24 protein-coding genes and 2 tRNA genes are annotated in these 26,355 nt (G+C 41.9%); 7 read left to right on the top strand and 19 right to left on the bottom strand.

Features of this window, described 5'->3' with window-relative positions; translation table 11 throughout:
- Position 1: 1 nt before the first annotated feature.
- From LJE72_RS03210 to LJE72_RS03165, 10 genes are all read right to left on the bottom strand, one after another.
- Positions 2-2,275: a CDC48 family AAA ATPase gene (locus tag LJE72_RS03210; RefSeq protein ID WP_229246182.1), complete on the bottom strand. Its 2,274-nt coding sequence runs from the start codon at positions 2,273-2,275 to the stop codon at positions 2-4.
- Positions 2,185-3,264 carry a gas vesicle protein gene (locus tag LJE72_RS03205; RefSeq protein ID WP_229246181.1) on the bottom strand — a complete coding sequence of 360 codons (1,080 nt, stop codon included), beginning with the start codon at positions 3,262-3,264 and terminating at the stop codon, positions 2,185-2,187. Before LJE72_RS03205 ends, LJE72_RS03210 begins: the two co-directional genes overlap by 91 nt.
- Positions 3,227-3,610 carry a hypothetical protein gene (locus LJE72_RS03200; RefSeq protein WP_229246180.1) on the bottom strand — a complete coding sequence of 128 codons (384 nt, stop codon included), beginning with the start codon at positions 3,608-3,610 and terminating at the stop codon, positions 3,227-3,229. The genes LJE72_RS03205 and LJE72_RS03200 overlap by 38 nt, the downstream gene beginning before the upstream one ends.
- Positions 3,588-4,841, bottom strand: a complete 1,254-nt coding sequence (locus LJE72_RS03195; protein ID WP_229246179.1) for a GvpL/GvpF family gas vesicle protein — start codon at positions 4,839-4,841, stop codon at positions 3,588-3,590. The genes LJE72_RS03200 and LJE72_RS03195 overlap by 23 nt, the downstream gene beginning before the upstream one ends.
- 143 nt (positions 4,842-4,984) lie before the next feature.
- Positions 4,985-5,299 (bottom strand): gas vesicle protein K, encoded by a 315-nt coding sequence (locus tag LJE72_RS03190; RefSeq protein WP_135548358.1) that lies wholly within the window; start codon positions 5,297-5,299, stop codon positions 4,985-4,987.
- 25 nt (positions 5,300-5,324) lie between these two features.
- Positions 5,325-5,801, bottom strand: coding sequence for a hypothetical protein (locus LJE72_RS03185; protein ID WP_229246178.1), 477 nt, complete (start codon positions 5,799-5,801; stop codon positions 5,325-5,327).
- A gap of 45 nt (positions 5,802-5,846) precedes the next feature.
- On the bottom strand, positions 5,847-6,257 hold the full coding sequence (locus tag LJE72_RS03180) for a gas vesicle protein (protein WP_282437819.1): 411 nt from the start codon (positions 6,255-6,257) through the stop codon (positions 5,847-5,849).
- A 28-nt stretch (positions 6,258-6,285) separates the two neighbouring features.
- Positions 6,286-7,194 carry a GvpL/GvpF family gas vesicle protein gene (locus LJE72_RS03175; protein WP_229246177.1) on the bottom strand — a complete coding sequence of 303 codons (909 nt, stop codon included), beginning with the start codon at positions 7,192-7,194 and terminating at the stop codon, positions 6,286-6,288.
- 52 nt (positions 7,195-7,246) lie between these two features.
- On the bottom strand, positions 7,247-7,675 hold the full coding sequence (locus LJE72_RS03170; RefSeq protein WP_229246176.1) for a MarR family winged helix-turn-helix transcriptional regulator: 429 nt from the start codon (positions 7,673-7,675) through the stop codon (positions 7,247-7,249).
- Between the two features lie 540 nt (positions 7,676-8,215).
- Positions 8,216-9,151: a bifunctional helix-turn-helix transcriptional regulator/GNAT family N-acetyltransferase gene (locus LJE72_RS03165; RefSeq protein ID WP_229246175.1), complete on the bottom strand. Its 936-nt coding sequence runs from the start codon at positions 9,149-9,151 to the stop codon at positions 8,216-8,218.
- Between the two features lie 190 nt (positions 9,152-9,341).
- On the opposite strand from LJE72_RS03165, the gene LJE72_RS03160 reads away from it, so the two are divergent.
- The 4 genes from LJE72_RS03160 to LJE72_RS03145 all read left to right on the top strand — a co-directional run bounded on the left by LJE72_RS03160 (position 9,342) and on the right by LJE72_RS03145 (position 14,265).
- Positions 9,342-10,502, top strand: a complete 1,161-nt coding sequence (locus LJE72_RS03160) for a BMP family lipoprotein (protein ID WP_229246174.1) — start codon at positions 9,342-9,344, stop codon at positions 10,500-10,502.
- 129 nt (positions 10,503-10,631) lie between these two features.
- Entirely contained in the window at positions 10,632-12,203 is a 1,572-nt protein-coding gene (locus LJE72_RS03155; RefSeq protein WP_229246173.1) for an ABC transporter ATP-binding protein, read from the top strand.
- Positions 12,169-13,296, top strand: a complete 1,128-nt coding sequence (locus tag LJE72_RS03150; RefSeq protein ID WP_229246172.1) for an ABC transporter permease — start codon at positions 12,169-12,171, stop codon at positions 13,294-13,296. The genes LJE72_RS03155 and LJE72_RS03150 overlap by 35 nt, the downstream gene beginning before the upstream one ends.
- Positions 13,297-13,299: 3 nt before the next feature.
- Positions 13,300-14,265, top strand: a complete 966-nt coding sequence (locus LJE72_RS03145) for an ABC transporter permease (protein ID WP_229246233.1) — start codon at positions 13,300-13,302, stop codon at positions 14,263-14,265.
- A gap of 175 nt (positions 14,266-14,440) precedes the next feature.
- Here the strand turns inward: LJE72_RS03145 and dsrJ are convergent, their stop codons facing one another.
- The 3 genes from dsrJ to LJE72_RS03130 all read right to left on the bottom strand — a co-directional run bounded on the left by dsrJ (position 14,441) and on the right by LJE72_RS03130 (position 17,711).
- On the bottom strand, positions 14,441-14,851 hold the full coding sequence (gene dsrJ, locus LJE72_RS03140) for a sulfate reduction electron transfer complex DsrMKJOP subunit DsrJ (RefSeq protein WP_229246171.1): 411 nt from the start codon (positions 14,849-14,851) through the stop codon (positions 14,441-14,443).
- Between the two features lie 199 nt (positions 14,852-15,050).
- Entirely contained in the window at positions 15,051-15,728 is a 678-nt protein-coding gene (locus LJE72_RS03135; protein WP_229246170.1) for a GGDEF domain-containing protein, read from the bottom strand.
- A 300-nt stretch (positions 15,729-16,028) separates the two neighbouring features.
- A complete protein-coding gene (locus LJE72_RS03130) occupies positions 16,029-17,711 on the bottom strand; it encodes a Na/Pi cotransporter family protein (protein WP_229246232.1) in 1,683 nt (560 codons plus the stop codon).
- 762 nt (positions 17,712-18,473) lie between these two features.
- Here LJE72_RS03130 and LJE72_RS03125 point away from each other — a divergent pair.
- Positions 18,474-19,466 carry a tyrosine-type recombinase/integrase gene (locus LJE72_RS03125; protein ID WP_229246169.1) on the top strand — a complete coding sequence of 331 codons (993 nt, stop codon included), beginning with the start codon at positions 18,474-18,476 and terminating at the stop codon, positions 19,464-19,466.
- 75 nt (positions 19,467-19,541) lie between these two features.
- Here LJE72_RS03125 and pdxR read toward each other — a convergent pair whose 3' ends face one another.
- Complete coding sequence (gene pdxR / locus LJE72_RS03120) at positions 19,542-21,053, bottom strand: MocR-like pyridoxine biosynthesis transcription factor PdxR (protein WP_229246168.1); 1,512 nt, start codon at positions 21,051-21,053, stop codon at positions 19,542-19,544.
- Between the two features lie 115 nt (positions 21,054-21,168).
- On the opposite strand from pdxR, the gene LJE72_RS03115 reads away from it, so the two are divergent.
- Positions 21,169-21,894 carry an AzlC family ABC transporter permease gene (locus LJE72_RS03115; protein ID WP_229246167.1) on the top strand — a complete coding sequence of 242 codons (726 nt, stop codon included), beginning with the start codon at positions 21,169-21,171 and terminating at the stop codon, positions 21,892-21,894.
- Positions 21,884-22,201, top strand: coding sequence for an AzlD domain-containing protein (locus LJE72_RS03110; RefSeq protein ID WP_229246166.1), 318 nt, complete (start codon positions 21,884-21,886; stop codon positions 22,199-22,201). Before LJE72_RS03115 ends, LJE72_RS03110 begins: the two co-directional genes overlap by 11 nt.
- Positions 22,202-22,487: 286 nt before the next feature.
- On the opposite strand, the gene LJE72_RS03105 is transcribed toward LJE72_RS03110, so the two are convergent.
- The 5 genes from LJE72_RS03105 to LJE72_RS03085 form a co-directional block, all read right to left on the bottom strand.
- Positions 22,488-22,574, bottom strand: a tRNA-Leu gene (locus tag LJE72_RS03105).
- A gap of 8 nt (positions 22,575-22,582) precedes the next feature.
- Positions 22,583-22,657: transfer RNA gene (locus tag LJE72_RS03100), tRNA-Cys, on the bottom strand.
- A 112-nt stretch (positions 22,658-22,769) separates the two neighbouring features.
- Complete coding sequence (locus LJE72_RS03095) at positions 22,770-23,720, bottom strand: ADP-ribosylglycohydrolase family protein (protein WP_248286177.1); 951 nt, start codon at positions 23,718-23,720, stop codon at positions 22,770-22,772.
- A gap of 273 nt (positions 23,721-23,993) precedes the next feature.
- Entirely contained in the window at positions 23,994-25,394 is a 1,401-nt protein-coding gene (locus LJE72_RS03090; RefSeq protein WP_229246164.1) for a S26 family signal peptidase, read from the bottom strand.
- Positions 25,384-26,349, bottom strand: a complete 966-nt coding sequence (locus LJE72_RS03085; RefSeq protein WP_229246163.1) for a P-loop NTPase family protein — start codon at positions 26,347-26,349, stop codon at positions 25,384-25,386. The genes LJE72_RS03090 and LJE72_RS03085 overlap by 11 nt, the downstream gene beginning before the upstream one ends.
- Between the last annotated feature and the right edge of the window lie 6 nt (positions 26,350-26,355).

The following is a 26,355-nucleotide window of genomic DNA, read 5'->3' as shown; positions in this document are numbered from 1 at the left end:
TTTATTTTTTGATACGGATTACCTCATTTATCGCTAAATGCATATCCTCTGCACTAATCACCAAATTATCCAGGCAATCCTCACCACTTGTGATAAACCTATCCATAGCCTTTAGCGCTGCTTTTTCACATATGCCGTAAATATCAGAACCGGCAAACCCGGCAGTATGACCTGCCAGTTCTTCGATATTCACTGCCTCAGCCACGGGCCTGCCTCTCAGATGAATTTTAAAGATCTCACATCTCTCCAACTCATCAGGTTCAGAAATTTGAAAGATGTGATCAAACCTGCCCTGTCTCAAGAGGGCAGGGTCTACTAGGTCTATCCGGTTGGTGGCAGCCAGGACAACAACGCCTTTCAGTTCTTCTACCCCATCAAGTTCGGTCAGCAACTGACTGATAACCCTTTGACCCACACCTGAATCAGAGGCCCCCGAATCCCTGGCACTCGTCATGGCATCAATCTCATCGAAAAATATTATACAAGGAGCAGCCTGCTTCGCCTTTTTAAAGATTTCTCTCAATCTCTTTTCTGACTCACCCACCCATTTAGTAAAAAGAGCCGGACCTTTAACTGAAATGAAGTTTGCGTTGCTCACAGAGGCCACGGCCTTAGCGATGAGGGTCTTACCAGTCCCGGGAGGTCCTGCTAATAAAATACCTTTCGGATTTCGACTCTTTACATGGTCGAAAAGTTCTCGATATTTAAGCGGCCACTCAATTGCTTTCTTCAGTGCTTCCTTTATCTCACTTAACCCACCTATATCCTCCCACATTACATTTGGAACCTCAACAAATACCTCACGGATGGCAGAAGGCTCGATCTCCCTCATGGCACAGGTAAAATGGTCCATGTTGACCCCCAGCCTAAGTAAGCTCTCCTTGGGTATAAAGTTCCGGTGAAAATCTATTTCCGGAAGAATCTCTCGGACAGCAAACATCCCTGCTTCCCGACATAAAGCCTCCAGATCTGCTCCGACAAATCCATGTGTGATCTCAGCAAGCTTTCCTAAATCAACGTCCTTCGCCAGAAGCATTCCCCTTGTATGAATTTCAAGAATTTCTCTCCTTCCGCCTTTATCAGGTACACTGATGGAGATTTCCCTGTCAAACCTGCCCGGTCTCCTCAGGGCCGGGTCTAAGGCATCAGGAATATTCGTCGCCCCAATAACCACCACCTGCTTGCGTTTTTCCAGTCCGTCCATCATCGCTAAAAGCTGGCCGACAACCCTCTTCTCGAGCTCTCCGGATACCTCAGTCCGTTTTGGCGCAAGCGCATCAATTTCATCAATGAAGATGATGGCAGGCGCCTTACTGGCAGCTTCCTCGAACACACCCCGTAATTTGGCCTCACTCTCTCCATAAAACTTATGAATGATTTCAGGTCCGTTTACTGCAATGAAATGGGCCTCGGTTTCCGAGGCTATAGCCCGGGCAATCAAGGTTTTACCCGTTCCCGGAGGGCCGTAAAGCAATACACCTTTGGGAGGAGCTATCCCAATCTGTTCAAATATCTCCGGAAATCTGAAGGGAAGCTCGATCATTTCCCGTACTCGCTGTAGTTTAGGATGAAGTCCTCCGATATCCTCATAAGCAATTCGGACTCTACCTTTCCGCTCATCGGCAGTACTTTCAATTTCCAATGCTGTACAAGCATGGATCAGTACAACCTCACCTGGAGACGTCTTAGTCACTATAAAATCCGCAGATTTTGAGCCAAAAAGTGCGACCCGGACCCGGTTGCCTTGCCTCACAGGCAAACCTTCCAGCAATTTGCCTATATATTCGGTATCCCATCTCTGATTGGGGTTACAGTCTTCACTGATTGGAGATAAAGTAACAGAACGGGCTATAGTGCATGTGCTTTTTCCCACAACCACTTCGTCATCAATGCCGACCCCAGCATTAGCGCGCAGGATTCCATCGATCTGGAGAATCGATTTACCTCGGTATTCCTTATGGGCTGGCAGGACCTTGGCAGCGGCATCCTCTTTGCCGAAGATAGAAATAATATCACCAACCTCTACACCTAACAAGCTGATATCCTCCGGATCCATTCTTGCAATACCACGTCCCACTTCTCTGGCCCCAGCTTCTTGTACTCTCAGGGAGATTTTAGTTTCCTGACTGAAATACACGCCTGTCATCCCGGTTTGCTCCCCCTTCATGCTTATAAACTTTCCCCTTATTGGATCCTGTGACTCACCCAACCGCACCGTGAACAGCCGTTTACGAGCAAATCTGCTCTGGTTGCTTTTCTCCCGCACCTGGGACATGTTTCCATCCCTCTTCCGGCTTCATGCTCCTTGGTCAGTTCTCCAATCACTTTCTCCCATTCCCCCAGGGAAGCTTCATTGAATGAAAAGCAGACCACTTTATTTTCTTTTCCCTCTTTATATAATACAATCAGAGACTTTTCCTCCACTGGTGCACTTCCAAACTGGACATTTTGCACGGTAACGTGTTGAAGCTTTTCAGAAGGAATCTCCAAAAGCAGCTTTCTTTCAAAATCATACCACCAACAGAGCCTCTTATTCGTGAGATATAAGTGTCCCGGTTTCCATTGGTAGCGCGTGTTTCCATCCGCCAAAAAGGAGACCTGATGCCACATCTGGCCCGAATGATGCACCTCCTCCTCCTGCTCTAGAAAGTCGCCAGGCACTTCTTTTTTATCCGGGAAGGCAAGATTCTCTGCCAGGCTTAGTCCCTTTGCTTTAATGGCGTCTACCAAGACTTTTCTCAAAGCCTCGGAATTTTTAGTGTGCAGCTGGGCTACTTCGTCTTCCCTTAACAGGAGATGGAGCTCTTTACGCCTGCTGCCTGTGAAGTGATCCCTTTCCCGAAGAGCCATCGCCTTGATCTCTTCATAGTACACTTCAAATAAAACTTCAGAGGGCATTTTCCTGAACTGGATCAGCCTTTTATTGGTAATGTATAGTGTGCCTGCCCGCCAACTGTTGTAGATCCCCTTGCTGTACCAGTGGGTTCCAAATACGGAAAAAATGATATATTCATCTTTCCCCAGGGCAGGCCTATCAATTTCTGTTTCTTTCATAGCCACAGCACGCTGGGCTTCATCCCAATCCTGCATGATACCGTATTCCAACATGGTTTCCATCCCTGCCAGAGCCAGTTTGAGATTAACACCCAAGAGGGGAATCCCGGCTACCGATATAATCAGGTCTGTATTTAACAGAATACCCTTGTCAAGGATTCTATCCAGCAGGTCATTCAGTGTTGCCTGGGAGCTCCGGGTTGGCTCCATTGTAACTCCACCTTTCGGCCAGCATAAGTGTCATACTTTCTTTAATCTCCTCAACCCATTTCTTGGGTTCTGCCAAGGTTATGCAGACTTTCTCCGTCTCAAGGCCAGCGCTGTAGCTAATACATAACTGTTTCACTCTCACCCCCAGCAGCCAGCTTCTTTTGGCAATGCTCATTTCTGTAATCTGATCCAGGCTGACTTCAAATAGCTTTTTAGCAATAGGGGTGAAAAATAGCCGTCGGTTAGTAAGGAAAAAATGGCCCTGCTTCCAGGAGGCTCCAAACTGTAAGTGGCCTTGAGCCTTTAAGATCAACTCTTCGCCACTATTCAGACTGGTCTTCTCCATTGCTTGTCACCCCCTTTTCAGGAGTGACAAAGCTGTAAGGCGCCCAGGGGCCACTAAATCTTACCGAAATACCATCGACGTTTTCAATCTTCTCCAGCTCATTTCCTAATTCGCCGACCCTGTCTTTTTTCACTAAACATGACAGATTCATCAGCATTTGCTGATTTCCCCCAACTTTTTTAGCCTTTCCTAAGACAATGTCCTCCGTGTATTTTTTTATCCTGTGGTAAAACTCCCTGAAGTACTGATCAGCACTCTCCTCAACCTTTTCCTTCAACAGGTCCTTCAAAATTTCTTTCTCCATATAGGCAATTCCTTCCGGTTTAGTGTCGATCTCTGCCTTTTTGATTTTCAGTATTTCATCTGTTGCAATGAGTTTTTCACTTAAAATGCCTGTGTCCAGAATGACCTGAACTCCATATTCCTGCTTGTCCTTAAGAACAGACATCTTTACGCGAAAATTCTCATAATTTTTTTCCAGCCATTCCCTTACCTCTTGATCAGGATCACTTCCGTTCTTTCCCTCTACGATCATATCGAAGCTCATCGGAAGCACCACTCCGAACTTCTCCGCTACCGAATCCAGTACTTCCTGCTGGGTGAACAGCCATTCCTTTACTACGTTCTCATCCTCTGATTTGTAAGGCTCAGCTAAGCAGTCGTGAACAATAACACAGGTGTCTTTATAGGGAATTGTATAAACTTCCTTACCATCCAGACCTATTGGTCCCAGATGCTCCTTTATTCCTTGATCGGCTATACCATACACGTACCGGGCAGGTTGTTTCTGCACAGTCTCTTTCTTTTTGTATCCAAAGGATTCATTCACTGTTTCTGGTCCTTTGTCTTCAAGATGCCCAACAGGATAGGGATTAACTACATGCTCAGGTTCGTCTGCCTCTTTCATCTTTTCTTTGTCCGCGTTAACTGCTAGTGGTCCCGACTCCTCGTATTTGGGGAATGTCTTCTTCTCATTAGCTTTTGTCAGAGAGTTTTCCAAAACCTCAAATCGTTTCTGCAAATAACTGATCTGCTGACCAAGAGAAGATTCCGCTGTTTTCTTGATCGTTTTCCGATTAACCGTTGTTAAAACGGACAATGCGGGGATCAAAAACTGAACTTTAGCCTCATCCGCTTCCATGTCCAAAGCAGCAAAAATCCTTTGTATATTTGTTTCGTTAATCTCCTTGCCAAGCTCCTGGAGAAACATCGCTAGATATAGATACTCCATAATCAACCCTGCCTTTGCCTAAAGACTAATTCCAGTTGTCCTTTATCAATTCCAAGACACCCACTTTAAGTGGGTGTTCCTTATCTACTTCAGGGTAGACTCCTCCACCGAAGTCTCGATGTTCAGCTTTAGCGTAAACGCATTCACTGATCCGCTTCTTCCGCCCATCTCTCAGGATTTAGAAGCCGGTCTACAACACTATCTACAATTTCATCCAATCCATCTCTTACACCCTTTACCGATTCGGTAATTCCCTGTTCCTCTTTTATTTCCTCAATGGCTATATCGAGTTCCATTAAAGCCCTCCCTAATCTCTCCATCTCCTTATCCGCTAAAATCCCACTTTTCATTCTTTCACGGGCTTGGTGTTTCAGAGAATCTCTAATAATCTCTACCAGAGCCATAACCAAGCCCAGTAAGCCGTGTTTCAAATTGTCCTCATTAATGTCAATTGCCATGGCCACTCCCCCTCCTCCCTGGATTTTATCGGAGTTTATCCAGCCTGATACTTAAGATACCCGGCCTCTGCTCCACTTTCACTCGATCACTTACTGTCAATGAGGGAGATACCTCAGAGATTATGACAATATGGTCATGTTCATCAAAGAGATCCAAGGCAGGTTTCCCTCCGAGTTCTGTCAGAAGTTGGTTAGCTTCTGTAAAATCCAGCAACCACCAATGAAAAAGCACCTTTTTTCCGGTAACGCGGTCAAGCCTGGATTCACAAAAATCTACCAAAGGCCTGCCCAAAATGCTTACAGCCAGGGGATTTATTACCTCTCTCAGTCTGTATAAGACCTCCATATTATTAGAAGCATTAATAAGTTCAGTCAGTTCGGCAAGCTTGACATGTCCATGACATCGGAAATGCCAGAATATTCTCTTGCTCTTCTCATCCAGGGCCTCCATGAATAGCCTTAACTCTTCTTTTTGAATAGGTCTTTTTCCTCGTTGCTCCATCCTGCCTCTCCTCCACGCCCGGTTCTATCATTACATGTAAAAGCATTATCTTTGAAGCATAGGCGGGATAGGCGCAGATATTCTCTGCATCTCTGCTATCTCCCTCTCTTTTAATCTCAGCTCAGCTTTGGCGCTGATCCAGCCGCACCAAGGACAACACTCAGTGAGTAACTCTTCTTTACTTACTTCCTTGCCGCACTGAGGGCATGTCTCCACACCGGCTTGTGCCACCCTCCACGCTTCAGTCTGGTAATCGGTACCAGAGGGAAATTCAAGGCCATACTTTGCTGCAGTTGCAAAAGAGGCCAGGGCGGCCCTAACCTTTACCCCCAATAGTTCCACTCCGGCTACAGATACAGTAATATCTGCATTAATTACCAATCCTTTATCCAAAAGCCTGTCTATCACATCTACAAGGGAAGACCTGTCATTTTTGTCCCGAACTGCTTCCATCATCTTAACGTCCTCTTTTCTTTAACTGGTTTTAATTCTTTCCGGCCAATCTTATAGGAAAGAGCATTCGTACCAAAGATCGCTCAAGATCTGAATTTTTCTTATCTTCAACAAAGGAATACGGGGGCCATGGCCCGCTAACAACCAAAGTCATCCCCTCTGGTTCAAGTTCAGCGGATAATTTGTGCAGCTTATGGTTGAAAGCAGGAAATAAGTTTTTTTCAACAAGGTAAGAAGCCTTAAAAAGCAGCGAATTATCTACCTGCTCTTGATTGATAATTTCCGCAGCCCCAATTGACTCCTGCTCGCTCGCATCTCGCAGGATCTCTACAATGTGTGGAATAATCCCCTGAAGACGTTTGTCCATATGTTCCTTAATCAGGTTGTCTATTTTGCGCTGAATGAGAAAGGTGGCCTTGATTGACATAAAGGCAAGCATTTCTCTTCTTTCCCTGATTTCTGGAGTATTATCGATAATGAACTGTTTAAACTTTTCAAAACTGAAGTATGCCTTAACTCCCCACTCCTCTCGTCCTTTCAATCTTTCAAGCGCTCTCTCATACTCATGGTAATTGTCAGCCATATAAGCTATGATATCTTCTTTTTTCCTCACAATTGAACAGAACCTTGCTGGTAGAAGAGCATTCTCTTTCATCAATCTCTCAACTATTTTTTCATGAGTTTGCGCTTTTTCCTCAATCCACTCCCTATCAATTTCTTCGCCTACTGCTGCTATTTGTGCTTTAAAAGTATCAAGTTCCACTTCGCTGACAACAGCAGTAAGGTTGCGATAATTTTTTAAAAAAAGTTTGCCAATACCATCGATTCCCTTATGGTCTTCTATCAGAGCTGTACTGCCCTGCAGAATACAGTAAATATAATACCCTTTCTCCTTTGTTCCGGATTTTTGAGAGATATTACTTTTCTCCCTATAATTCATTTCTTCTCCGCCCCCTTCCTATGAACAGAAATGTTTTCCCGCTTTTTCCGTTTTAGACGTGAGAGACGAATTCTTCGATAATCTTAACAAAGCTGCTTACGCTCCCGTTTGGCATTACTTCCAGGATATTTTTAATAAGGCTGTATCTGTACTTAAGAATATCTTCGAGCAAATTATGTCCTTCCTGGGTAAGATTTAGTTCAATAACCCTGCGGTCATCTGAACGTCTTTCCCTTCTCAACAGCCCGCTAATAACCAGTTGATCAGTAAGATTACTTACGGTACTGAGAGTTACACACATTTTTTCATAAAGTTCAGTTAATGAAAGGCCAGGGTTAAAGTATACCTCGACAAGCAAAATAAAGCGGGCATTCGAAATGCCTTTTAAAATCAGATACTTCCGCGTTTTCTGATCCAAAAATAATTCTATCTGGCGGAGATTCCTCTCCAACTTTACCCAGTTTTCCTTACCTTCTATCACGTCCTCAAACCCTCTCTAAGCTTCGAATCTCTAATTATTCGATTTTGAAAGTAATTAGCCTATAATCATTTATATTGAAAAGCTTTACTAAGTATTCATAGATTTCATAGCTTATTTACAATTACACAGAAAATCATCATGATATTGGAAGCAACGAAAATTAAATAACAAAAACCCCATAAACATTCAGTTACGGGGTTTAGTAGGTTCACATTTTTCTTCTTGGTTTAAGGCTTCAAATCAGCTTAAAGTTGCCCTTTGTGAGCAATCAGGTTTGTCAGAGCATACACTGCGTCGGTATTTGGCTCAGTATCGAGATAAAGGCTTAATAAGTTAGGTTAGGCTTAACTTTAGAGAATTTTATAAACGAATATTAAGAACAGCCGATGATGAGTGAACTGCCCCCTGTCAAGCAGACAGGGGAAATAATGAATAATCCGAGGTGAATTAAGCCTCTGGGTTAGACTTGACAAGGGACCCCACATCGGATGTTTAATGGGTTAAGGGCTAAGGCTAAAGTGCTGACTTATTTAGGCATAATTATGGTAAATTCAACTCAAAGGTCTGCTCAATCAAATCCTTGCCCCAGGCATGATTTTCATTCGCGGCCACTTTTCTGAATCCAGCTTTCAAGTACATTTTTATAGCTGTTTTTTGGTCTTCCGTGGTCACCAAAAATAAATTTTTATACCCCTTCTCTCTACAGTATTGCATGGCTTCATTCAACAGCTTGTTGCCAAGACCTATTCCTCGATATTTGGGATGAAGTATAAACCACCTAAGCTGAGCTTTTTCTTCCGAATGTCCGACGATTGCAATAGCTCCTATCATCTCTCCGTCAACTTCAGCAAACCAAAACCTATCCTTCTGCGGACTATAGTTTTCAAAGAAGTTAGATAAGGTCTTACAAACATAGCCTTCAAAAACATGGTTATACCCACATTCTTGGGCATATATCCAACCATGCAGATGAATTAGCTGACCTACATCTCCAGGCATCAACTCGTAACGCAAGTTTATCTTTTCGTTTCTGGAAACAGAATCTCTTGACAGCGCACTTTCAATCGCTTGCATACCTTCAATAAGCCTTTTTTGGTTTTGCTCCTGTAATTGTACAATCATCTGATAGATTTGTTGATCAGATCGATTATCCAGCTTTGAAAGCGTCTCTTTTCCATTATCGGTAAGATAAAGATAATACAATCGGCCATCCTCAGTGGACTGTACTCTATAAGTTAAATTGCGCTTATCAAAGCGTTTTATAATCCTGCTTAGATAGCCTGAGTCGATTCTTAGTTCCTCAATTAATTTTTTAGAAGTACAATTCTCCATATGCCCAATTTCGTACAATACACGAGCTTCAGACAGGGAAAAATCACTGTCAAGCATATGATGATCTAAAAGTCCAAGGATATTAGTGTAAAATCGATTAAAGCTTCGAATGGTATGAACCAATGGTGTATATGTTGAATTCATATGGTTGCCCCTCAATAGTTATTTCACTAAAAATAGCACATTTATCTGACTTAGTCAACCATTATTAGATGACTTAGTTCGCAAAGCCAGACTTTATATAAACAATAGGAAAATAGTTGTAATTTATATAAGGGTTGTAAAATACATTTGGTAGTAACTATCATATCCAGATTATAGGAGGAGGAGTATAATGAAAAGATTTTCGGCAATACTGGCGGTTCTTTTTCTGTTTTGCATCGCGATGGTTACTGGCTGCGGTGGTACAACTAGTGAAGGTGGTGCAACAAGCAAAGGCTTCGAAATCGCACTCATTACTGACAAAGGCAACATCGATGACAAGTCCTTTAACCAAGGCTCCTGGGAAGGCGTAGTTGCCTTTGCTGAGGAAAACAAAATTACTCACAAGTATTATAAGCCTGAAGAAGCGTCTGACGCAGGCTATCTTGCAGCTATTGATTTGGCTGTAACCGGTGGCGCTAAGGTAATTGTAACACCGGGTTTTCTGTTTGAGGTTCCGATTTACGAAGCACAGACAAGGTACCCTGATGTAAAGTTTATCCTCTTAGATGGAACACCTCATACTGCTGATTACGCAACCTTTAAAACGAATGATAATGTTGCCAGCATTCTATACTCTGAAGAAGAGCCCGGTTATCTGGCCGGCTATGCCGCTGTTATGGACGGCATGAAAAAGCTTGGTTTTATGGGAGGTATGGCAGTTCCGGCTGTTCAAGCATTTGGCTATGGATATTTGCAGGGCGCCGAGGCTGCCGCGGTAAAATTAGGCCTTCCTGCAGGTGCAATTTCTGTTACTTATCATTATACTGGAGATTTTGCAGAAACTGATACCAATAAAGCAACAGCAAAAACCATGTATCAGGAAGGGACAGAGGTTATCTTTGCTTGCGGCGGTTCAGTAGGTAAAAGTATCATGTCGGCCTCTGCTGAAGCAGGAAAAAAAGTTATCGGCGTTGACGTCGACCAGAGATATGAGAGCGATACTGTTATTACATCTGCAACCAAAGGTCTTGGAGCTTCTGTTATACAAGTTCTTGAAACCATCTATAAAACCAACAGCTGGAGCACCTTCGCAGGAAAATCTACCTATTTCAATGCAGCCAACAATGGTGTAGGTCTTCCAACAACGATTATCGGACAACAAGACGGCAATGCTTTTGACAGATTCAAATCATTCACCCAAAACGACTATGACGCTATATATGCATCACTAGCTAAGGGTTCGGTAGATCCTGTCCGTACCATCAAGGTTGCTGATACTAACGGTTATGCAACAGCTAAGGAGCTTGTTTCCAGCCTCAAACTTTCAAAGGTTACTGTTGAGGTAAGATAATAATAATTATAGTTTTGCTGCCCACATATTGGCCTGAGCCTTATGTAAGTAGAAGCCCTTTAAAGGGGAAGGGCAAATGCCTTTCCCCTTTTAGGATATTAACTTTTAAAAAACATAAAGAGGTTAATTATGGAAAACTATATTATTGAAATGCTCAATATAACTAAAGAATTTCCGGGCATTACAGCCAATGATGATATTACCCTATGTTTAAGAAAGGGCGAAATCCATGCCTTGTTAGGGGAAAACGGTGCGGGAAAATCGACACTTATGAGCGTTCTTTTTGGCTTATACCAGGCCGAAAAAGGGGAAATCAGGAAGAATGGTATGGTCGTTAAAATTAATAATCCCAATGACGCCAACAATTTGGGCATTGGCATGGTACATCAGCACTTTAAACTTATAGATATTTTTACGGTTCTTGAAAATATCATTCTAGGAGTTGAGCCCAATAAGATGGGCTTCTTGCAAAAGAAAGAAGCCCGGAAAAGGGTTATAAAACTAAGTGAACAGTACGGATTTGAAGTAAACCCCGATGCTTTAATTGAACAGATTTCAGTTGGAATGCAGCAACGTGTTGAGATCTTGAAAATGCTGTATCGTGAAAATGATATTTTGATTTTTGATGAACCAACTGCAGTTTTAACCCCGCAGGAAATTGATGAGCTCATGGAAATAATGCGGGAATTTGCCAGAGAAGGTAAATCAATTTTGTTTATAACCCATAAATTGAATGAGATTATGGCTGTTGCCGATCGTTGCACTGTACTGCGCAAGGGTAAATTAATGGGTGACGTTGCAATAAAAGATACCACAAAGGAAGAACTTTCAAAAATGATGGTTGGACGAAATGTGAACTTCAAGGTGCATAAAGAAACTAAGGAACTCGGCGATGTTGTTCTATCTGTAAAGAATATTACAGTTTCCTCCAAGATTCATAACAACAATGCTGTAAAAAACGTTAGTTTCGATGTACGAGCAGGTGAAATCCTTTGTCTTGCCGGTATCGACGGAAACGGACAAACTGAGTTTGTCTCGGGGCTTACAGGGCTTGAAAAAACAAGCAATGGAATTATCACTCTTTGCGGCAGAGATATTACAAAGGCGACGATTCGCACTCGATCAAAGTCAGGTATGAGCCACATTCCGGAGGATCGCCACAAGTATGGTCTCGTACTTGATTATTCATTAGAAGAAAATCTGGTTCTGCAGCGTTATTGGCGGCCTGAGTTTCAGCATTTCGGATTTATTAAAAGCAATGCCGTGCGCTCATATGCCGAAAAGTTGATTAAGCAATATGATGTTCGCAGCGGACAAGGGGCGATTACTCCCATGCGAAGTATGTCGGGCGGAAACCAGCAAAAGGCAATTCTTGCTCGGGAAATTGACAAGGAACATGAGCTGCTAATTGCAGTACAACCTACCCGAGGTCTTGATATTGGGGCTATCGAATACATACATAAACAGCTCATCGCAAGACGTGATGCCGGAAAAGCGGTCTTGTTGATTTCTCACGAGCTGGAGGAGGTCATGAATTTAAGCGATAGAATTATTGTAATGTATGAAGGAGAAATAGTTGGTGAGCTAGACGCCATGACAACCACTGTTCAAGAACTTGGTCTGTACATGTCAGGTGCCAAAAGCAGCATTGCAAAGGAGAATGACAATGCAGGACAATATCAAAAAGGTGGGGAAAACTAGAGGTTTTTCGGCATTTACTGCAGTGCTGCTTGCTATATTGCTGGGGCTTGTTTTTGGATATATCATTATGACTGTCGCCAGCCCTGCCAACTCATTTTTAGGATTTCAGATACTGTTGTTGGGTGGTTTCAAACGCATTGGGGATGTGTTTTATTATGCAACTCCTATCTTAATGACAGGTCTGGCTGTAGGCTTTGCCTTTAAAATGGGCTTATTTAACATTGGGGCTTCGGGCCAGTATACAATGGGCATGTTCTTTGCCTTGTATGTAGGGTTTATGTGGAAGTTACCCGACAGTGTTCACTGGTTAGTCTGTGTTCTGGCCGGTATGGCCGGTGGAATGCTTTGGGGCTTGATCCCCGGTATATTTAAGGCATTGCTGAACGTTAATGAAGTTATTACCTCCATAATGTTCAACTATATCGGTATGTATCTGGTAGATATGCTTATTCAAGGAAACGCAACGATGTATATTTCCTCGAAAACCAGAACTTCCTACCTCCCCACGTCGGCACAAATACCCTCTCTTGGAATTACTAATTCCAGTGTTAATATTTCTATTTTCATTGCTATTATTGCGGCACTAATATTATTTATTATTCTAAATAAAACTAACTTTGGTTATGAACTAAAAGCAACGGGCTTTAACAAATATGCCAGCGCCTACGCCGGTATGAACGGTAAACGCAATATCATACTAACGATGGTAATTGCAGGTGGCATGGCAGGGCTTGGCGGAGCATTTGCTATTTTAGCACCGTCGACCATCGCTGGAAGCAGTATGACCTATGAGCCGGTAAGCGTAATTGCTGCGAACGGTTTTAATGGTATTGCAGTAGCCCTCCTAGGCAACTCCAGCCCCATCGGAATTATTTTTTCTGCACTTTTTGTCTCTCACATTCAGCGCGGTGGTACACTAGCAAGTCTCTACGGCTATAAACCAGAGATCATAGATGTTGTGATTGCGGTTATTATATATTTTTCAGCCTTTGCTATGCTTATGAATACTATGGTTGGCAACCTTATAAATAATCTTTTCAGGAAAAACCGATCAAAAAAATTTCTGCCTGTTGATCCAAAGGAGGGAGCGTAAACGATAGATACATTTTATTATCTGATTCAGAATACGCTTCCAGTTGCCATTCCCCTGCTTTTGGTGGCCTTGGGCGGTATGTTCAGTGAACGTAGTGGTGTCATCAATATTGCCCTGGAGGGTATTATGCTGTTCGGTGCATTTTTTGGTTGCTTCTTTATTTACTTTGTCCAAGGTGCCTCCATGGACGTACAGGTAATATTGCTTCTGGGTATGCTCGTTGCAGCAACTGCGGGATTTCTATATTCGTTGTTGTTATCCCTTGCTGCTGTAACTATGAAAGCAGACCAGACTATTACCGGTACGGCACTGAATATGTTAGTTCCCGCAGCAATTCTATTGTTTTCAAAAATGTTCTTCAACAGTGACGGTATCACCACAAACAAAAATTTTTATATTAAAGAAGTGCCTTCCCTAAGCGAAATACCAGTTCTAGGTAAATTATTATTTCAAAATACGTATATTACTGTGTACATTGGCATTGTGTTGCTTGTTATATCTGCTATCGTATTTTATAAAACAAAGTTTGGTCTGCGCCTACGCGCCTGTGGCGAACATCCACATGCCGCTGACTCAGTTGGAATAAATGTTTATTTCATGCGCTTTGCTGGTGTGGGCCTTTCTGGGATCCTCGGAGGTATTGGCGGATTCTTCTATGCAGTTGGGGTTATGAATGGGAACACTAATGGTCATACAGGGGTTGCAGGATTCGGCTTTCTGGCACTTGCTGTTATGATATTCGGACAATGGAAGCCTTTTAAGATTCTACTCGCAGCGTTATTCTTCGCATTTCTTCGCACGGTGGCCTATTCAATTGCTTTGGTCCCCTTCTTAGGTGATTTAAACATTAATCAAACCTATTACAAAATGCTGCCTTATGTTGCAACTATGGTTGTTCTCGCATTTACATCTAAAAAATCCCGGGCTCCTAAAGCTGAAGGCATTCCCTATGACAAAGGTCTTAAATAATAAATATAGGAGGCGTGCTTTCACCTGAATTAATCATAATGGTGCAGCATCCAGCCTCCCTTTTAATCCCCCATCCTCAATTTTACTGCATCCCATCTTCATAATTTCATAAATCCCAATTTTTAATTGCTTTATATCTTGTTCAAACTTTCATCCACACATTAAATTGTAGAGGTCAATCGGGATGAGGGTCTGGTAACAAATGACAATCCCAACAATTCGGCTTTACAGCAGCGTAGTTATGGCACGAAACACAGAATTGATCAGACGTTTTTACTCCCGGATTATAATGACAGTTCAAGCAAGTTTGAAAGCTAAGCCTATATGCTTCCCCTTTACTATTCACATACTCCGTTTTGCCCTCACGCACGCCTTCTTCTCTCCATTGGTACAGAAGTTTCATGTGATTAGCTTTCATAAATTCCGTTGACTCGATACACTCCTTAACCTCTAGTTGCCGAATAGCTGGAGTATCCAAATCTATTAGAGGCGCCTTGTTGGATTTTCCTAAATTATAGAAGAAAGGTATGCTTAGTAAAGCAACAACGATAATAAGCCCCGCAACTATTTTTCTGCTCTTGAACATTATCTAAATGCCCTCCTTTTGCGGTGGGAATACCTTGGCCCAGGACTACGTCTCTATGCCACCACTTCAAATTATTATCTCTAAACGTGTAGTTTATTATGTAGATGCGTTGGTCCAAGAATTAACATGAAGAAGGGACCCTAATATGTCAGGGTCCCTTCTTCGATGATTTGTGTATTTCATTTTCATGGCTTATAGGCTAACATAAAATAGTACAATTCTTTCCATTTTGTTTAGCTCTTAAGAGTGCTTGATCAGAAGCGGAAATTAGATCGTTAATAGTTTTGCCATCGTAGGGGTAACTTGAAACTCCCAAGGAAATGGTGATTTGAGGGTATGATCCATTATCAAGCTCACTTATTTCTGAGCGGATCGTTTCGGCCATCTTCCAAGCGTTCCTTTTATCACAGTCTCTTAAAAGCAAAACTATTTCTTCTCCGCCATATCTGTATACTCGGTCGCTCGTACGAACACTATCCTGAATTGTTTTTCCTACTTTAACTAGCACGCTGTCTCCAACATCGTGGCCAAAACGATTATTGAAATCCCGAAAATTGTCTATGTCAATGAAAATTAATGAGTATGGATCGATATGTTCTAAATTTTCAATATCATCATCGAAAGCTCTTCGATTGAGTATTCCCATTAAATTATCAGTCTTAAGCTTTACTCTTAGTTGCTTATTGATCTTTTTAAGTTTATTGAGTCTCCTGACAAACACTTCCGCAACTATGTAATTTATTAGTCCAAAAACGATACCCAGTATCAAGCATTTAACGATAATGCTGTTAAAGAAGGGTACGCCCACGAAGTGTGTAAGTGCAGAATGCATGATTGCTATAATTATCATTGCAAATAACGACCAAACTCGGATCATACCAATAGAACTCCCTTAGCTTTATTATTAATTCAATTATTTACATGTTATCATTGACTTTATCAAAAGTATATAGTGCTTAAAAATAATAAACATTATGAAACAACCACAATTACAGTTCCTAGTAATAATAGAATGAAGTTCCTAATCCCCTACCCCTGGGCTAAACGAAATATACAGTTTTAAAGATTGATCCTACTAAAATAAAAACAAGGTTCATGTATCATATTACATAAACCTCGTTAATCCTTTTAAGTTAATAAATGCTCTGAGATTCAACCCTTTCAAATGCAAACAGTTTTAGTTTTTCCTGTGTAAAAGAGTGTATTTTGCAATATTTACAGAGTGATCGCCAATACGTTCTAGATTACTAATGATATTAAGGAAAGTAGCACCGTAACTTCCATTACAAGTCCCTTGACTGAGACGTTCTATATGCCTCTTACGCAAACTAATTTCTAGATCGTCAATAATATCGTCATATTTGAGTACTTTCTCAGATAAAGCAATATCATCAGTTTTTAATACTTCTAAGGACATCCTGAAGATCTCTTGGACTTTCTCAAACATATTCATAAGATCACTATTGGCTTGTTCTGAGAATTTAACTTTTGATTCGATAGCATAATCAGCAAGTTCCACGAGATTAGTGGCGTGGTCTCCTACTCGTTCTATGTCACCAATCACTTGCAGAATCCGATAACTCTGGTTCGATTGCTCAGACGTGAGCATTTTACCGGATGTAATGTTTAAGACGTAGTCTGTGATCTCGTTTTCAAGCTTATCGATCCCAGCTTCAAATTGACCTGTTAAGTGTTTACTATGTGGGTTATGATCAAAAAAGTAGTCTTTTGAATTTTCATATGCTTCTCCCGCCATCCTGCCCATCCGCAAGGCCTCGCGGCTAGCATTGGCCAGAGCCATAGAAGGATTACCAAATAAACGAGGTTCTAAATATTTAGGCTTTGCATTGATGATAACTATTTCCTCTCCCTCATTCCCAGGAACAACTTTATTTACAATATTTGCCATAAATGCAATAAAAGGCAATTGAATACAAGTATTTAATAGATTGAAGACACCATGAGTTTGAGCAATTTGAAGTTTTATTCCCAGTGTATTCCAAGTTCCCTCAAACCCAGGAATCAGGACATATATATAGTTGGTTAATAAAATGACGAGTTTAGGGAAAATGCCCACTAGGAAGAGCGGTAAAAAGATGGCTGTACCGATTAAATTAAAGATTAAATGAGTTGCAGCTGCTCTTCTGGCCATGACCGAAGCCCCAATTCCAGCCAGGATTGCCGTGATGGTCGTCCCAATATTATCTCCAAATAGAATGGGTACTGCTTGAGAGTAAGTAATAACTCCTTGATTCGCAAGCTCCTGTAAGACACCAATGGTTGCACTACTACTCTGAACAACAAGAGTGAAGATTGTTCCGACAAGTACCCCAAGCAGAGGATTATTTTCGACATCGGTCATCAAACCAATAAAGAAGGGGGAACTTCGCAGGGGATTTAAACCATCGCCCATAATGTCCATTCCATAAAAGAGAAGACCAAATCCTAGAAGTATTTGTCCAAGATAGTTTACTCGCTTAGTTTTAAAGAAGAACAGAAGGAATACCCCAAGGGCAATGACCGGTAAGGCATAGTGTTCAAGTTTAAAACCAATGAGGTAAGCCGTAAGCGTCGTTCCGATATTAGCACCCATAATAATTCCGATAGATTGTCTAAGTGTCAACAATCCTGCGTTAACGAGTCCAATCGTTAGGACAGTGGTACCACTACTGCTTTGGATCAATGCTGTAACCAATGCGCCCGTTAAAACACTGCGAAGTGGTGTTTTGGTCCCTTTTTCCAGGATAACCCTTAACCGATCTCCGGCTACGGCTTGTAATCCCTCTGACATTGATTTAATACCGAAAAGGAAAAGTCCCAGCCCCCCAATAAAGCTAAATAATACCGTGGTTAAATCCATCTCTTCCAACCTTTCCTTCTCTGTATATCTGGACCTTTGTTTTCATCTACCCAAATTTCACTGGCCTCGGACTCATTTATCTTCCTTTTTGCCAACGCGGACTCTAAATAGTGTTGTTTTTAGCTTTGACAATGGTCTAAATGCTTCAACTCGCTCTCATCCTTAGAAAGATTATCATATCCGCTTGTACATCTCAATGTTAATTTTAAACTGCTGGGCTACTCCCTTCTATTGACATGACTGCCCACAGAGAGGCGTATGTATTCCACTCAAATTTGTATGTTAGGTTTATCATCTCATAACATATTATTTCGACTTTTTAGGTTCTCTTTCCTGCTGATCACAAAATTACACTTTCGTTTGTCTGCTGTCAATTCAAACCAACCTGTAAGGATGAGAAACTTGAATAAAATCGTTTCTGCATAGTTCACAAACACGTACTCCAAGATGCCCAATCGGCTCCCCTTTCCACAATATACCGTTCAACCAGAGATGAATATTCTCGAAGAATATTCACCAAAAGCACGACTGCATTGCATGTATAAGCCATACCTGCAATAACTGCCTCAATAAGAAATTTTCTTTACTCAACCATTTCCCCTTGGAATTTATCAAGTCTACGTAAGTCTTCCCTTCAACTATGCGCTAAAATAATCTTTATTGGCATAATTGAATGTTGTAAGGTTTATATATATAATTATCGATAATAATTTACTTAGAATAATCGCTATGTTGTATCAAACTGACGGAGGTACGGTTCTCTTGAATCATAATAATGGGTTAACTTCCTCTCCCCTTCCACATTTCGCACAAGATTATATTAATCACCTTGCAGTCATAAATAAGTCAAAAAATACCCAATATGCCTATACCAATGAACTTCGTTTATTTTTTCAGTACCTATGCAATTCTAAGGCTTCTTTCCCCTCTTCTCCTGTTGACGTAAGCTTATTACTAGTTGAAAACATTGGACACCGCGACATCGAAGCTTATTTGAGCTGGGCCAGCGTTGAACGCAATAATGGTGTGCGCGCTCTCGCTCGTAAACAAGCAGTCATAAAATCCCTTTATCGTTATTTGCTGCGCGAGGATATGATTTCTAAAGATGTTACTATCAAACTAGATCCGATTAATGTCAACCAAAAGCTTCCTAAAGCTCTTGAGCCTAATGAAATTGCTGACCTAACTGACGTTTTACAGAACGGTGTTGGTTTATCTAAGGAACAACTTAAATATCACGCATATACTGAAAAACGCAATTACGCAATATTTCTAACCTTTATTGGTACAGGATTGCGTTTATCCGAACTCTGTCATCTTAATCTCACAACTACAAACCTTAGTAAAGGCTACTTTGAAGTTATTCGTAAAGGAAATAAAGAAACTGTCGTTTACTTTAATACTGAAATCAAGGAAGCATTGGACGATTATCTTCAAAATGAACGACAACGATATGCTCAAGGCAAATCAGAAGCATTATTTCTCTCCATGCAAGGAAAACGCATAAGCACAAGAGCAGTACAAAATCTTATAACAAAATATATGGAAATTCTTAAGACATTGGGACATAATACTGACGGTTTTAGCGCACATAAAATGCGTTCAACCTTTGCCACATTGCTACTCCGTGAAACGGAAAACCTTGCAATTGTACAAGACGCTTTAGGACATACCGACCCCAGAACAACAAGAATATATGCTAAGGTTCTAGATGAACAACTTAAACGTTCAGCCGAATTAATAAAGTTTAAGTAGGGAATTTGTTAACCCCACCTTTCGTTGAAATCAACAAAGGTGGGAGTTTTGTTTGTCTAATTCTTCCTCGCTAGGTTAAATAATCGGCCATACCGAAGAAGGTGGTGCATCGTTATCGTTATCCTTTTTTGTTATTTGTGTCAAGGTTTTGGCTAAGCGCTGCACGCTTTCAATCAAAAAGGTTTCATTGTGAGTTGTAAAACAGAGACGAAACTCTTTACCAGGGGTGGGTACTGTATGGAAAGCTTCGCCAGGGACAAAGGAAATTCGGTTTTTTGCAGCAGCTTGTAAGAGTTGTTGGGAAGTGCCCGCTTGTTTTAACTTACACCAAAAGTAAAACCCTCCCTCTGGTACGGTAAAATCAATATCTTTTACACACAAATGCCGGAGAGCTTTTGCCATTGTATCTCGGCGTTTTTTGTATTCTTTCCGAACCTTGGTCAGATGCTCTGCAAGCTTCCCTTCATTTAAGAACATCGTCACAAGCCATTGGGCTATGTTGTTTGAGTGCAGGTCAATAAACTGTTTTTCTAAGGCAAGCCGATTGATCAAAACAGGCGGACCTGTAAGATAGCCTGTACGTAAACCTGGGAATAGAATTTTTGAGAAAGTCCCCAGATAAACTACTCCTCCGTAGGAATCCATTGCTTTAAGAGCCTGAGGCGGCTGTTCACCATAACACAAATCGCTGTAAGGGTCATCTTCCACTATAACAAGCCGATGACGTTTTGCGAGTTTTACCAAATCTTTGCGCTCATGTTCCGGCATTACCCTGCCGGTCGGGTTTTGATAGGTAGGGATGATATATAACAATTTCGGCCGGTAGCGAATGAGAAAGTCCTCCAACAGCTCTATTGAAAATTTTTCCGAGTAAGGCAGGCTTAAAACCCTTGCTCCTGCAGCCTGAAAAACTTGGATAGCACCGATAAAGGTTGGTGTTTCCATCACAACATAGTCGCCAGGTTCCAATAACACTTTACTTAGTAAATATAAGCCTTGTTGGGATCCTGAGAGAGTTAGTATGTTCTCCGTCGAAGCCTGTATCCCCTTCTCGCTCAACATTGCGGCAATTGCCCTTCTCAATGGGTAATAACCTTCTGTAGGAATATGTCCAAAATCTGCAGGGGGGACAGTTCCAATATTGTGGTTAAATAACTCGGTAAAGGTTTCCAGAGGATAAAGGGCCGGATCAGGCATACCTGCGGCTAGAGATATAGTACCCGGAGCATTAGTTGAAACCAGATCCCTCAGGATTGACGCTAACGGGTTTTGAGGATAGGCAGTAAACAGTTGGGGCCAGGGAACTTCAGATAAAGACTCTAAATCACGTGCTTGGGCTACATAAGTCCCGCTGCCCACTTTTGTCCATACCAATCCCTGCTGTTCCAACTTACGATAGGCATTGATAGCAGTTGTACGGCTTACAGCAAAGAGGTCAGCTAATTCCCGTTCAGGGGGCAGCTTCGTACCTGAAGGCAGGATTTGTTTTTGGATTTTGTCAGCAATGAGTAAGGAAATTTGCAGATAGAGCGGTTGCTTATTAAAGGTATCCAATTCTGCGCTATTTAGGTATTTGGATATATCCATTTAGTATTTCTCCTTATTTTGTATCCAATTTATATTATATAAGCACAATTGGATATTTACAATATTTTGGCTACTCGTTAAGATTTAAAGAAATATTAAAGGTAGGTGGATGATTATGCTGCTATCAAATCTCCTCTCAGGTAAGAACGAACTAGCAGAAGAAGTATGGGTTGCACTTCGCGAATGCACCCCAGTGGTGCTTGGGGTAGTGCCCTTTGGTATCACCTGTGGGATAATGGGGCTTACAGCAAAAATGTCAGGAATAGAAACTATTCTAATGTCTGTTTTTGTTTTTGCCGGTGCGTCACAGTTTATTGGCATTACCATGCTGGGCGCAGGCATAACGGGCTGGGGAATTCTTATGTTTACAACCTTACTGGTAAACTTACGCCACTTGATCATGGGATCATCTTTGGCGCCCTATATGGTTAGACTGCCTTTTCCTCTTCAAGCATTCCTGGCATTCTTTTTGACCGATGAAGCCTATGCCTTGACCATTAGCCGAATTCACAAGACCGGATACAGTGTGCCTTATCAATTGACTGTGAGTATTGTACTTTATTTAGTTTGGGTTTTGTCTACTGTTACCGGGGTAGTTTTGGGGGGATACATTTCCGACCCTTTAACTTGGGGGCTTGATTTTGCCATGCCGGCAACTTTTTTGGTATTACTGATACCGCTGTTGGCAGACCGCATCAGTCTAATTGTATTCGGTATAGCTGCAGTGGTTTCAGTATTTGCTGCCCTTTACTTACCAGGTAAATGGTATATTATTATCGCCTGCCTTATAGCCAGTTTAATAGGGGGTTTATTAGAGGGGGATAGCGAGCATGCGCAGTGAAGTTTTATACATCATTATAGGGATGACCTTGGTTACATATTTCACCAGATTTGGTGCGCTAGCTTTGTTCCGGTTTACAGGGGTTCCAATTTGGTTAAACAGATGGTTAAAATATGTCCCAGTGGCAATATTGACGTCCTTAATTATACCTTTGTTACTTTTGCCTAAAGGATATTTGGATATTAGTTTACACAACCATTACCTGATTGCGGGTATAGTTGCTGCTTTTGTGGCCTATAAGAGCCGTAATATTATCGTCACCTTGGGTCTGGGAATGTCAGTTATGTTTATCCTGAAGTTATTATAGAGTACTTACTTCAAAAGCATACAATGACGGAAGGCTCTAAAATCAGAATTTGGGCAATCCCGACAAGGGTGGGAGCCTTCTCCTCGGGCTTGTCCCAGAATCTTACGCGCGTAAGATTCTGGGACAAGTTCGGCCGGGTCTGACATTAACTATTTGGTTTACTGTACATCGTTTTTAACTCCCTATTAAGGCCATCCCGGTAAGGGTGTAACCTTCGTCCAACCCACGTATAAAAAACCCCGAAATCCATAATCAAAGGATTTCGAGGTTTGCTAAGTAGTCTGTATGGTGCCGATGACCGGAATCGAACCGGTACGGATGTTACTCCGCGGGATTTTAAGTCCCGTGCGTCTGCCAGTTACGCCACATCGGCAAATTGATTGGAGGCGGCACTCAGATTTGAACTGAGGAATAGAGGTTTTGCAGACCTCTGCCTTACCACTTGGCTATGCCGCCAGATTGAGTGGCCGTTTAAGCCAGAACTTTATGTTAGCATTTTTAACTTATGTTGTCAATAAGTAATTTAAATTGATTTTGAAAACTCTACACATCACAGGCCTTAAGTTAATCACTTTGTTTGTAATACCCGTTCTGCAAATTGATTAGTTAGACTCATTATTTTTTCATAGTCTAATAGTTTCCTCAGCCAATGATCGGGAATGTTCGAATACCCATAATGAACACCAGCCATACTACCCGTAATTGCTCCCACTGTATCCGTATCCCAACCTAAGTTTACTGCTTTGAGCACTGCGTCCTCAAACGACGATGTGGTGAGAAAGCTCCAGAGAGCAGCCTCCAAGGATTCAACTACATACCCCCCCGATTTTATATCACGTTCATCAAGATCGGGAAGTTCACCGCTAATAATACGTTTAAAATGACTTAATTGCTTACCAATTTTGCGGTCTATAAAAAACACAGTTTGAGATTTAAGCAGCATGGTGTCATAGGCTTTTTGGGGAGTGCTACCTTTTAGTAATTCTCTCACGAACAGAGAATACAAACTGCAGGCCAATTGGCTGCGTGGATGTCCGTGCGTTATTTTGGAAACTTCACATATCCGTTGAATCAGAGTGTAATCAGATTCATGGGCGAAAAAAAGGGTTGCCGGAAGAATTCGCATCAGGCTTCCATTCCCATTACTTTTAGCATCAGTAGGACCCGCTTTAAATGGAGCGACACCATGGATCAATCTCTTCATGGCTATTTCTGTCGTTCCGCCTACATCAAAGGACTTGCCCGACGGGGTCAAATAGCCATCACGATACCACATCACAAAACGCCGAGCAATATCAGCGGGATTATAGCCCACATCATAAAGGCTTTCAGCCAGACAGAGTGTAAGAGAACTATCGTCCGACCACGCTCCCGGTTCAAGTCCGAAGACACCTCCCCCTGTCATATCCGTGATCGGGTTTTTCTTTATTTCTGTTTTCGTCATGAACTGGACAGGTAACCCTAAAGCGTCGCCGATAATTACCCCCATGACTCCGCCAATTATTGCATCTCGTTTCAAATGAACCACTCCCCCTATTTTGTCGACCATGTATTATTTGAGCTTATAACAACGTTAATTAACGCCATATTAAAACTATATAAATTATCTACATATGTCAATTTGAAAATGAGCTATTTTTTCTGTTAATAAGCTCCTCCAACCGAGATTAACTCCCCATCATATCCCATAGCAATAACACCAATCCAAAGCAACCTCAATTAAATTATTGATTGGTTAACATTACAGAGTGACAAATAGGATTCGCTAAAACAATACCTTGGATTTCTACTTTTACTTATAATCCTTTTTGAAATACTTATAAATCTGTCCCTGATAAAACAACAGAACCGCCGGAACCAGCAAAAAGAGCAACCTGCCCACAATGGTATTGGCAAAAAGAATCAGCGCTCCCAGCCAGCGGTTCCTGCCGCTGTATACGCCGTGTACGGCCTGTCGTGTCACTGTTTTCTTCATTGCCCCAATCTGGGACATGGGCGGATAATTGTCAATATCCACGTTTAATTGGTTTCCTTTCGTGGTAATGACCCTTTCTACAAAGAGCACATTATTCTCTTCAAAAAGAATGATTTGCCCTTCCTTGATCGGGTACTGGACATCTATTTTCTGAAAATAGGCCAGATCGTTGATCATAATCTCCGGCTGCATGGTACTGGTGCTAAACACAAAGGGGATCACTCCACGTATGGTGACCTCTTGACCAGGTGTGGATGCATTGATCAAAATAATGAAGAAATTAAAGGCCAGGGCAGCACAAATGAAAACAATCAGGAATAGGGTGGTCACCGTATCGACGATTCGGCCGCGCCATCCTTGCTTGGCCTTGCTGCCGATCAATTTCTGCTTGCCCGTTTTGGAATCGATTTCTACAAGTTCCATACCTGTCGGCAGGATGGCTGCGTCGGTAGGAAGGTTGTAGTACTTGGCCAAATTTTTGCTCCGAAACAGACATATCAGGCAGCAAGCCATCATGATCACCACCCCAACCGGCCAATAGGATGATAGCTTCACATCGAACAGAGTAAAGATGTTCTGCATTGACACACGGTTGGAAATGATTGCATACTGTCCCAACGTTATTTTTAGCACGAAGACAAGCGCGGCGGAGAAGAAAGTCCAATAACGGCCATTAATTACAGTCTTAGCGTAGAGGGAAAACGTCATAGAAAGGATCGTGATGAGGAGAAGGTCTCCCAGCCCTGCTAAGTAAAGGGTGGGCAGATAGGACACTATAAAGGTGTATTTCAGCAGAAAGGTGAGGATTATCGTCACCACAAAGCCAACGGAATAAATCAGGATCACAGAATACATTAGGGCAAAAAACTTGGCAATAAACATGATCCCCGGCTGATAGCCCATTTGAATCAAGAGATACCAAGAGTTGTTTCTGATTTCCGAGAAAAAAAGATAGTCATAGTAGGCAATGAAATAGATGATATTAAAAACAGCAGCTATGTGAATGTAAAGGTAAACTGTGGAAAAGTAACTGGCCTGCATAATTTCGGGAACAACATCGGAAAGCACGCTTTTCTGGAGAGTCTGAACCACAAAGTAAAGAGCAAAGGAAAAAAGGCCCAGAAAGAGAGCAGAGGCCATTTTTCGATTAGTGCTGACTTTATTTCCCATGTAGGCTTGACGAAGTTCTTTCTTGAAATAACTATTTTTATAAATCATGCTGCCGCATAAGCTCCTTATAGGCATTTTCCACTGTTTTAGGATTAATCTCTATTGAGTCTGGCGTAAAGCCGGATTCTAGGATTTTTTTATAGATTGCTCCATGGTCAATTGTTTCTGAACCAATGCTACTAATCATCAGGCTGTCGTCTTTGGAGACTAGCTTATAGGCGGGGAACAACAGGGCGAGTTTTTCCCTCACGGCGTGGACAGCTTTATCCCGGATAATCACTTCCACTTTGTCAAAATTCAAACGAAAATCTTCCACCGTGCCGTTGAATATTAATTGTCCATCCTGCAGTATTGCCGTATGGGAACAAGCCTTCTCGATCAAAAGACAGTTTTGTGTTGCGATGATCAGGGTTTTTCCCCGCTCCCTGATAAAGCTTGTGATCTGGGCGATAGCATCAATGAGCACTTCATCCCATACGTATTCAGGAAGATTGAATACGATCATCAGACTGTCCGAGTATGCGGCCGCAATTAAGGTGATGACGGCCTTTTCCTCTCGAGTCAGCATATGGTTGGGTGTCAGGGAAAGGTGGCCCAGTCCTATAGTTATAATTAATTCAAAAATCTGTTCCTGAAGCACCACCTTATCGATCTTGAACTTGGCGGTAGCGAACATCAGAAATTCCAGCACATTCATATTGTTGTAAAGCATTTCGGAGCTTCCGATATAAAAGACATGTCTTAAGATCACGCGTTTGCGCCTCATCATGCCCCGCTCGATCAAAGCGCATTTACCCCTGTCATAGGGTCTGATGTTGGCCATGATTTCCAGCAACAATCTGATCTCAAATAATGACGTCCCATTGATACCCCAGGCTTCCGCCTTTCTGATCGACAGGGTGATGTCGTCCAACACTCGCCGAGGTATCTCTCCACCAACCAAAAAATGTTCGCCGGAGGAGATGCCTTCCATCATTACAATCCGTTGAGGACCATGTTTCATCTCTAT

The organism is Desulfosporosinus shakirovi, assembly GCF_020595055.1.
In the GTDB taxonomy this organism is placed as follows: domain Bacteria; phylum Bacillota; class Desulfitobacteriia; order Desulfitobacteriales; family Desulfitobacteriaceae; genus Desulfosporosinus; species Desulfosporosinus shakirovi.
This window is presented reverse-complemented; position numbering and strand designations above follow the sequence as displayed.

Bases quoted from the DNA above. Each gene is read 5' to 3' on its own strand.
- LJE72_RS03210 (WP_229246182.1), bottom strand. From the start codon at position 2,275: ATGTCCCAGGTGCGGGAGAAAAGCAACCAGAGCAGATTTGCTCGTAAA.
- LJE72_RS03205 (WP_229246181.1), bottom strand. From the start codon at position 3,264: ATGGAGCCAACCCGGAGCTCCCAGGCAACACTGAATGACCTGCTGGAT.
- LJE72_RS03200 (WP_229246180.1), bottom strand. From the start codon at position 3,610: ATGGAGAAGACCAGTCTGAATAGTGGCGAAGAGTTGATCTTAAAGGCT.
- LJE72_RS03195 (WP_229246179.1), bottom strand. From the start codon at position 4,841: ATGGAGTATCTATATCTAGCGATGTTTCTCCAGGAGCTTGGCAAGGAG.
- LJE72_RS03190 (WP_135548358.1), bottom strand. From the start codon at position 5,299: ATGGCAATTGACATTAATGAGGACAATTTGAAACACGGCTTACTGGGC.
- LJE72_RS03185 (WP_229246178.1), bottom strand. From the start codon at position 5,801: ATGGAGCAACGAGGAAAAAGACCTATTCAAAAAGAAGAGTTAAGGCTA.
- LJE72_RS03180 (WP_282437819.1), bottom strand. From the start codon at position 6,257: ATGATGGAAGCAGTTCGGGACAAAAATGACAGGTCTTCCCTTGTAGAT.
- LJE72_RS03175 (WP_229246177.1), bottom strand. From the start codon at position 7,194: ATGAATTATAGGGAGAAAAGTAATATCTCTCAAAAATCCGGAACAAAG.
- LJE72_RS03165 (WP_229246175.1), bottom strand. From the start codon at position 9,151: ATGAATTCAACATATACACCATTGGTTCATACCATTCGAAGCTTTAAT.
- LJE72_RS03160 (WP_229246174.1), top strand. From the start codon at position 9,342: ATGAAAAGATTTTCGGCAATACTGGCGGTTCTTTTTCTGTTTTGCATC.
- LJE72_RS03155 (WP_229246173.1), top strand. From the start codon at position 10,632: ATGGAAAACTATATTATTGAAATGCTCAATATAACTAAAGAATTTCCG.
- LJE72_RS03150 (WP_229246172.1), top strand. From the start codon at position 12,169: ATGCAGGACAATATCAAAAAGGTGGGGAAAACTAGAGGTTTTTCGGCA.
- dsrJ (WP_229246171.1), bottom strand. From the start codon at position 14,851: ATGTTCAAGAGCAGAAAAATAGTTGCGGGGCTTATTATCGTTGTTGCT.
- LJE72_RS03135 (WP_229246170.1), bottom strand. From the start codon at position 15,728: ATGATCCGAGTTTGGTCGTTATTTGCAATGATAATTATAGCAATCATG.
- LJE72_RS03130 (WP_229246232.1), bottom strand. From the start codon at position 17,711: ATGGATTTAACCACGGTATTATTTAGCTTTATTGGGGGGCTGGGACTT.
- pdxR (WP_229246168.1), bottom strand. From the start codon at position 21,053: ATGGATATATCCAAATACCTAAATAGCGCAGAATTGGATACCTTTAAT.
- LJE72_RS03115 (WP_229246167.1), top strand. From the start codon at position 21,169: ATGCTGCTATCAAATCTCCTCTCAGGTAAGAACGAACTAGCAGAAGAA.
- LJE72_RS03110 (WP_229246166.1), top strand. From the start codon at position 21,884: ATGCGCAGTGAAGTTTTATACATCATTATAGGGATGACCTTGGTTACA.
- LJE72_RS03090 (WP_229246164.1), bottom strand. From the start codon at position 25,394: ATGATTTATAAAAATAGTTATTTCAAGAAAGAACTTCGTCAAGCCTAC.
- LJE72_RS03085 (WP_229246163.1), bottom strand. From the start codon at position 26,349: ATGAAACATGGTCCTCAACGGATTGTAATGATGGAAGGCATCTCCTCC.